The sequence below is a fragment of the Sphingomonas sp. URJC2 genome (genome assembly GCF_059803575.1).
This window is the reverse complement of the sequence record NZ_JAPFGX010000006.1, coordinates 86,602-92,682: the sequence shown is the minus strand read 5'-3', so window position 1 is coordinate 92,682 and position 6,081 is coordinate 86,602. Positions and strand designations below refer to the sequence as shown.

At 69.5% G+C, this 6,081-nt stretch carries 7 protein-coding genes; 2 read left to right on the top strand and 5 right to left on the bottom strand.

The annotated features are described in order from the left end of the window. The first annotated feature begins 208 nt into the window (after positions 1-208). Complete coding sequence (locus tag OPU66_RS04625) at positions 209-670, top strand: EF-hand domain-containing protein (RefSeq protein ID WP_498552428.1); 462 nt, start codon at positions 209-211, stop codon at positions 668-670. A gap of 18 nt (positions 671-688) precedes the next feature. On the opposite strand, the gene trmFO is transcribed toward OPU66_RS04625, so the two are convergent. Beyond that, positions 689-2,011, bottom strand: coding sequence for a methylenetetrahydrofolate--tRNA-(uracil(54)-C(5))-methyltransferase (FADH(2)-oxidizing) TrmFO (gene trmFO / locus OPU66_RS04620; protein ID WP_498552427.1), 1,323 nt, complete (start codon positions 2,009-2,011; stop codon positions 689-691). Positions 2,012-2,063: 52 nt separating this feature from the next. On the opposite strand from trmFO, the gene OPU66_RS04615 reads away from it, so the two are divergent. Continuing rightward, positions 2,064-2,756 (top strand): lysoplasmalogenase family protein, encoded by a 693-nt coding sequence (locus OPU66_RS04615; RefSeq protein ID WP_498552426.1) that lies wholly within the window; start codon positions 2,064-2,066, stop codon positions 2,754-2,756. Between the two features lie 57 nt (positions 2,757-2,813). Here OPU66_RS04615 and OPU66_RS04610 read toward each other — a convergent pair whose 3' ends face one another. The 4 genes from OPU66_RS04610 to OPU66_RS04595 all read right to left on the bottom strand — a co-directional run bounded on the left by OPU66_RS04610 (position 2,814) and on the right by OPU66_RS04595 (position 6,058). Beyond that, positions 2,814-3,302 carry a Ros/MucR family transcriptional regulator gene (locus OPU66_RS04610; protein WP_498552425.1) on the bottom strand — a complete coding sequence of 163 codons (489 nt, stop codon included), beginning with the start codon at positions 3,300-3,302 and terminating at the stop codon, positions 2,814-2,816. Between the two features lie 315 nt (positions 3,303-3,617). Next, the gene (locus tag OPU66_RS04605; protein WP_498552424.1) at positions 3,618-4,991 is read right to left on the bottom strand and encodes a class II 3-deoxy-7-phosphoheptulonate synthase; all 1,374 of its coding nucleotides are present in this window, start codon (positions 4,989-4,991) and stop codon (positions 3,618-3,620) included. A gap of 111 nt (positions 4,992-5,102) precedes the next feature. Further along, entirely contained in the window at positions 5,103-5,300 is a 198-nt protein-coding gene (locus OPU66_RS04600; protein WP_498552423.1) for a tetratricopeptide repeat protein, read from the bottom strand. A gap of 8 nt (positions 5,301-5,308) precedes the next feature. Continuing rightward, positions 5,309-6,058: a tetratricopeptide repeat protein gene (locus OPU66_RS04595; protein WP_498552422.1), complete on the bottom strand. Its 750-nt coding sequence runs from the start codon at positions 6,056-6,058 to the stop codon at positions 5,309-5,311. Between the last annotated feature and the right edge of the window lie 23 nt (positions 6,059-6,081).

Here is a 6,081-nt window from a genome sequence, read left to right as displayed (position 1 = left end):
GGCCGTGCTCGCCCGCGCCGATGCGCGCGCGCCCACCGGGCCGGGGCGGCAGGGCGCGCCCGGCCGCATTGCCCGCGCGCTGCTGTTCCGCCTGCTGCGACGCTGAATCAACTGGCGGCTCCCAGCCAAAAACATCGGTTCCGGATCATTGGCTGGCAGCAATCGGGGCTGCCGGCCTAGCCTTTGCCCCTGAACGCAGGGGGGCGGCATGATGCGGATATTGGCCGGGGTGGCCGCTTTGGCGCTGGCGCTGGGCGCGGGCTTTGTCTGGTGGTCGGGACGCGGGGAGCGAGCCGCCGCTGCGCTCGCCGCAACGCCTGCGCCGCCGACCGCGGCCGAGGCCGGGCTGGCCGAACCGCCGCCGCCCGAGGCGAGCGAGCGGACGCGCGAGCAGCGGCGGTTCGATCGCTATGACCGCGACCGCGACGGGGTGGTCGTGCGCGCCGAATATCTCGCCAGCCGGGTCAAGGCGTTCCAGCGGCTCGATACCGATGGCGATGGCCGGCTGTCGTTCGACGAATGGGCGGCGAAGACGATCGACCGGTTTGCGACTGCCGATGCGGACGGCGACCGGAAACTCACCCGGCCGGAGTTCGCGACCACCCGGCCGCCGCGCCGCGCCCCGGCGCGGACGCCCTGTCCGCCGCCGCCTGACGGAGAGGGCAGCTGAGGCGCGCGGTCCGCGCGCTCAGGCCGCGTCCATCCAGCCGCCCAGATCGGCGCGCGCCCGGCCGGTCAGCCGCGCCTTGCGCTCGGCCTTGCGGACATCGCCGTCGACCGGCGGGAACAACCCGAAATTGACGTTCATCGGCTGATAGGTCGCAGCCTCGGCATCGCCGGTGATATGGCCGAGCAGCGCACCCAGCGCGGTCGTGCGCGGCGGCGCGGCAAGCGTGCCGCCGCCCAGCTCCGCCGCCGCAAACCGCCCGGCGAGCAGGCCGATGGCGGCGGATTCGACATAGCCTTCGCAGCCGGTGATCTGCCCGGCAAAGCGGATATTGGGGTCGGATTTCAGCCGCAGCTGCCCGTCCAGAAGGCGCGGGGCGTTGATGAAGGTATTGCGGTGCAGCCCGCCCAGCCGCGCAAACTCGGCCTGCTCAAGCCCCGGAATGGTGCGGAACAGCCTGACCTGCTCGGCATATTTGAGCTTGGTCTGGAACCCGACAATGTTCCACAGCGTGCCCAGCGCATTGTCCTGCCGCAGCTGGACGACGGCATAGGGGCGCTGGCCGGTGCGCGGATCGCGCAGGCCAAAGGGCTTCATCGGCCCGTGGCGCAGCGTTTCCGGCCCGCGCGACGCCATCACCTCGATCGGCATGCAGCCGTCGAAATAGGGCGTGTCCTTTTCCCATTCGCGGAACTCGGTCTTCTCGCCGTCGAGCAGTCCCTGGACAAAGGCCTGATACTGGTCGCGGTCGAGCGGGCAGTTGATGTAATCGCGGCCATCGCCCTTGTCCCAGCGCGACTGGAACCAGGCAATGTCGAAATCGATGCTGTCGCGGTGGACGATGGGGGCGATGGCATCGAAAAACGCCAGCTGGTCCATGCCGGTCGCCGCGCCGATCGATCCCGCCAGCGCGGCCGCGGTCAGCGGGCCGGTGGCGATGATCGCCGGGCCGTCGCCGGGCAGCGCATCGACCCGCTCGCGCACCAGCGTGACGCGGGGATGGGCGGCAAGCGCGGCGGTGACGCCATTTGCAAAACCGTCGCGGTCGACCGCCAGCGCCGATCCGGCGGGAACGCGGTGGCGATCCGCCTGCGCCATGATCAGCGAACCGAGCCGCCGCATTTCCTCGTGCAGCAGGCCGACCGCATTGCTGTCGGCATCGTCGGACCGGAAGCTGTTGGAACAGACCAGCTCGGCCAGCGCATCGGTGTGGTGGGCGGGGGTCGCCTCCACGCCGCGCATTTCCGACAGACGCACATGCCAGCCCGCCTCGGCCAGCTGCCATGCGGCTTCCGATCCGGCGAGCCCGCCGCCGATGATGTGAATGTCGTGATTGGCCGTCATGCCCCGGGCGGATAGCATGACCTGAAGGGGGTGCAATATGGGGCAGAACGGGATGGCGGGGATCGGGCGCGGACGGGCGGACTGGCTGCTGGTCGCGGCGCTGCTTGGCGGGGCGAGCTATTGGCCGGCCGGGCAGCTGCTGGCGGCGGTGCCGCTGTCGGTGATCGTCGCGTGGAAAGGGCTGGGCGTGGCGCTGCTCGCGCTCTGGGCGCTGGCGGCGGTGCCGGGGCGCGACGGGCGCTGGCTGGCGGCGGTGCTCGCGCTGGGGGCGCTGGGCGATGTGCTCCTCGATGCCGTGTCGCTGACCGTGGGGGCGATCGCGTTTCTGGCCGGGCATCTGCTCGCCGTGCCTTTCTATCTGCGCCACCGCGCCGCAGGTGCGGGGCGCGGGCGGATCGTGGCGGTCGGCGCTCTGGCGGTGGGCATGCTGGCGGCTGGGATTGTCGCGCTGGCGGCATCCTTGCCCGCCGACCGCGCGGCGGCGCCGGGCATCGCGCTTTACAGCAGCGGGCTGGCGGCGATGGCGGGGGCTGCCGCGCTCAGCCGGTTCCCGCTGGCGGCGCTGGGGGCGCTGCTGTTCGTGATTTCCGACCTGCTGATCTTTGCCGGACTGGGGCCGCTTGCCGGTTCCGCGTTCGCCAGCTGGCTGATCTGGCCGCTTTACTTTGCCGGGCAGGCGCTGATCGCGGTGGGGGCCGGTGGTGCGCTGGCCCGGGCTGTGCCAAGCCGAACCGCTGCCAGCTGACCGGGCCGAACATGACGGTGCCGGGCTGGCTGGCCCGGCACCATTCAACTGGCGGGGTTATTCGCTCTTCGCCGCCGGCTTGCGTCCCGGCCGGCCCGGGGCCTTCTGGCCGGTGCGCGCCGCGCGGCCTTTGGAACCCAGGCCGATCTTGAGCGCGAGGTCGCGGCGCTGCTTGGCATAGTTTTCCGCGACCATCGGATAATCGGGCTTCAGCTTGTAGCGTTCGCGATACTGTTCCGGCGTCAGGCCGTGGCGCGCCAGATGACGCTTCAGCGACTTGTACGGCTTGCCGTCGATCAGCGAGATGATGACATCCTTCGACGCCAGCGACTTGCGCACCGACACCGCCGGTTCCACGCCGCCTTCGACTGCGGTGTCGCCCGGCTGTTCGTCACGCGCCGACAGGCTGTTCAGCGTCGCGTGCATCTTGTTCAGGAATGCGGGCACGTCTTCGGCACCGGCGCGGTTGTTGGGGTTGTTCAGCCAGGCGATCGTCAGCTCGGTCGCCAGTTCGATCATGTTTGGCGACAGGTCGATATCGGCCATTATTACCTCCGTTTCGGATATGCTGCATTTAAAGAGCATTTCTGGCGCGTCAACGGGGGTAATCTAAAGATGAGTTATAAATATTATTTGGCGACCAAAGTATTGCCCCGAAATGACGCATGTCATGCAACGACTGCGAGGATGTAGGGCAGGGCGATTGCAAACGATATCAATCGATTAGCGGCTCCGTTTGCGCTCAGATGGACTGGCCGGCCGAGCGTCGCCGGAGGGGAATGCGCCAACAAGAAAAAGCCGCCGCCCGACTGCCCGGGCGGCGGCACATGCGCCTGAAATCAGTGACTGTCGCCGCGCGGCTCAGGCCGCGGCCTTGCGCCGCTCCGACAGTTCCTGGTTGAGCATTTCGGCAAGCAGGAATGCCAGTTCCAGGCTCTGCGCGGCATTGAGCCGCGGGTCGCAATGCGTGTGATAGCGGTCGGCCAGCGACTGTTCGGTGACGTCGACTGCGCCGCCCGTGCATTCGGTGACGTTCTGCCCGGTCATTTCGCAGTGGATGCCGCCGCCAAAGCTGCCTTCGGCACGGTGGACGGCGAAAAAGCCGCGCACTTCGGCCAGAATGCGGTCGAACGGCCGCGTCTTATAGCCATTGGCGGCCTTGACGACATTGCCGTGCATCGGATCGCAGCTCCAGACCACCGGATGGCCTTCGCGCATTACCGCGCGGATCAGGCGCGGCAGCCCGGCCTCGATCTTGTCATAGCCATAGCGGGTGATGAGCGTGATCCGCCCCGGCTCGCGCGCCGGGTTGAGCGTGTCGAGCAGGCGCAGCAGCGCATCCGGCTCAAGGCTCGGTCCGCATTTCATGCCGATCGGGTTGCCGATCCCGCGCAGGAACTCGACATGCGCCGAGCCTTCAAAGCGCGTCCGGTCGCCGATCCACAGGAAATGGGCCGAGGTGTTGTACCAGTCGCCGGTCAGCGAATCCTGCCGCGTCATCGCCTGCTCATAAGGCAGCAGCAGCGCCTCATGGCTGGTGAAGAACGACGTGCCCTTGAGCTGCGGCACCGTTTCCGGGTTGATCCCGCACGCGGCCATGAAGTCCAGCGCCTCGCCGATGCGGTCGGCCAGATCGGTATATTTCTTGGTCCAGGGGCTGCGGCCCATGAAATCATGGGTCCAGCGATTGACCTGGTGCAGATTGGCATAGCCGCCCTGCGCAAAGGCGCGCAGCAGGTTGAGCGTCGCCGCCGACTGGCTGTAGGCGCGCACCATGCGCTGCGGATCGGGCATGCGCGCTTCGGGGGTGAAGGCGATGTCGTTGACATTGTCGCCGCGATAGGAGGGCAGGACGACGCCGTTCTGTTCTTCCATGTCGGTCGAGCGCGGCTTGGCGAACTGCCCGGCCATGCGCCCCAGCTTCACCACCGGCAGCTTGGACGCGAAGGTCAGCACCACCGCCATCTGCAGGATCACCCGGAAGGTGTCGCGGATGTTGTTGGGGTGAAACTCGGCAAAGCTTTCGGCACAGTCGCCGCCCTGCAGCAGAAACGCCTTGCCCGCGCCGACATCGGCCAGATCGCGCTTCAGGTCGCGCGCCTCGCCGGCAAACACCAGCGGCGGAAAGTTGCGCAACTCTGCCTCGGCCGCGCTCAGCGCCGCCGGATCGGGATAAGCGGGGAGCTGGCGGGCCTCATATGCGCGCCAGCTGTCGGGACTCCATGTCTGTGCCATAACGCCTTGGGAGATGCGGGATGCGTCGCCCGATTGCAACCGAAAGCGGGCTTGGCCCGGCTAAAGCGCGGCTGTGCCGGCCGGGATGAACGCCGCCGCGACGATTGGCGGTTACGCGCCCGGCACGCCGATCTCGCGGGCGGCGCGGCGCAGATCATCAGCCGCGCCCGGATTGGCGGCGACCGCGCGGGTGAGCGCCGCTGAAGCCTCTTTCGCCTCGCCCAGCTGCATCCGGCTGCGCATCAGCATCACCCAGCGGTCGGGCTGGCGCGGATCGGCGGCGAGCTTTGCGGCCAAACCGTCGACCATCCCGCGGATCATCGTCTGCTGCGCCGGATCGGCGGCGATCGCGGCCGCCGCAGTGGCTGGCGGGGGTGGGGATGGCGCGGTTGCCGCCGGAGCGGGGCGGCGCGGCGCGGCAGGGCGGCGAGCTGTGCGGCGACATCGATGCCGGCTGCGGCCGCGCGCCGCCGGATCGTTGCCTCCAGCTCACCGGCCCAGGGCGCATCGGCAGGCGCTTCGGCGAGCAGCGCCAGCCAGTCATTGACGGCCGCGCGGGTGTCTCCCGCCTGATCCTTGACCACGGCGGCGAAATAGCGCGCGCGGGCATCGCCCGGATCGCGGGCGAGCGCGGCGCGGAACGCGGCGGCGGCATCGGCCGGCACCCGCGCATTCGCGCCGCCGGCGATCACCAGCGCCTCGCCCAGCGCCGACCAGAGATCGGCACGCTCCGGCGCCAGCCGCACGGCGCGGCGATAGGCGGTCGCGGCCTCCGCCGGACGGCCGGTTTCGAAAAACGCCCAGCCGAGCATCGTCCAGCCTTCGACCCGTTCCGGGTCTTCGCGCAGCCGCGCTTCCAGCTTGGTGATCAGGCTGGGGAGATCGGGGGCAGAGGGCTGATCCGGCGCGGCGGTCGCCGGGGGTGCGGAGGGAGCGGCGACAGCAGCCGGGGCGGCCGGTGGCTGATCGCCGGTCCCCCGCCGTGCGCCCACCGCCACGGCGACAAGCGCAAGCCCGGCTGCGGCGAACAGGGCGATGCGGGTGGGCGGCAGCGACAGGCGGTTCATGCCGCGACTGTCGGGCTTTCCCC

What these genes read in the sequence shown, in the direction of transcription:
- OPU66_RS04615 (WP_498552426.1), top strand. Translation starts at nt 2,064, where the DNA reads ATGGCGGGGATCGGGCGCGGACGGGCGGACTGGCTGCTGGTCGCGGCG.
- OPU66_RS04610 (WP_498552425.1), bottom strand. Translation starts at nt 3,302, where the DNA reads ATGGCCGATATCGACCTGTCGCCAAACATGATCGAACTGGCGACCGAG.
- OPU66_RS04595 (WP_498552422.1), bottom strand. Translation starts at nt 6,058, where the DNA reads ATGAACCGCCTGTCGCTGCCGCCCACCCGCATCGCCCTGTTCGCCGCA.
- trmFO (WP_498552427.1), bottom strand. Translation starts at nt 2,011, where the DNA reads ATGACGGCCAATCACGACATTCACATCATCGGCGGCGGGCTCGCCGGA.
- OPU66_RS04625 (WP_498552428.1), top strand. Translation starts at nt 209, where the DNA reads ATGATGCGGATATTGGCCGGGGTGGCCGCTTTGGCGCTGGCGCTGGGC.
- OPU66_RS04605 (WP_498552424.1), bottom strand. Translation starts at nt 4,991, where the DNA reads ATGGCACAGACATGGAGTCCCGACAGCTGGCGCGCATATGAGGCCCGC.
- OPU66_RS04600 (WP_498552423.1), bottom strand. Translation starts at nt 5,300, where the DNA reads ATGGTCGACGGTTTGGCCGCAAAGCTCGCCGCCGATCCGCGCCAGCCC.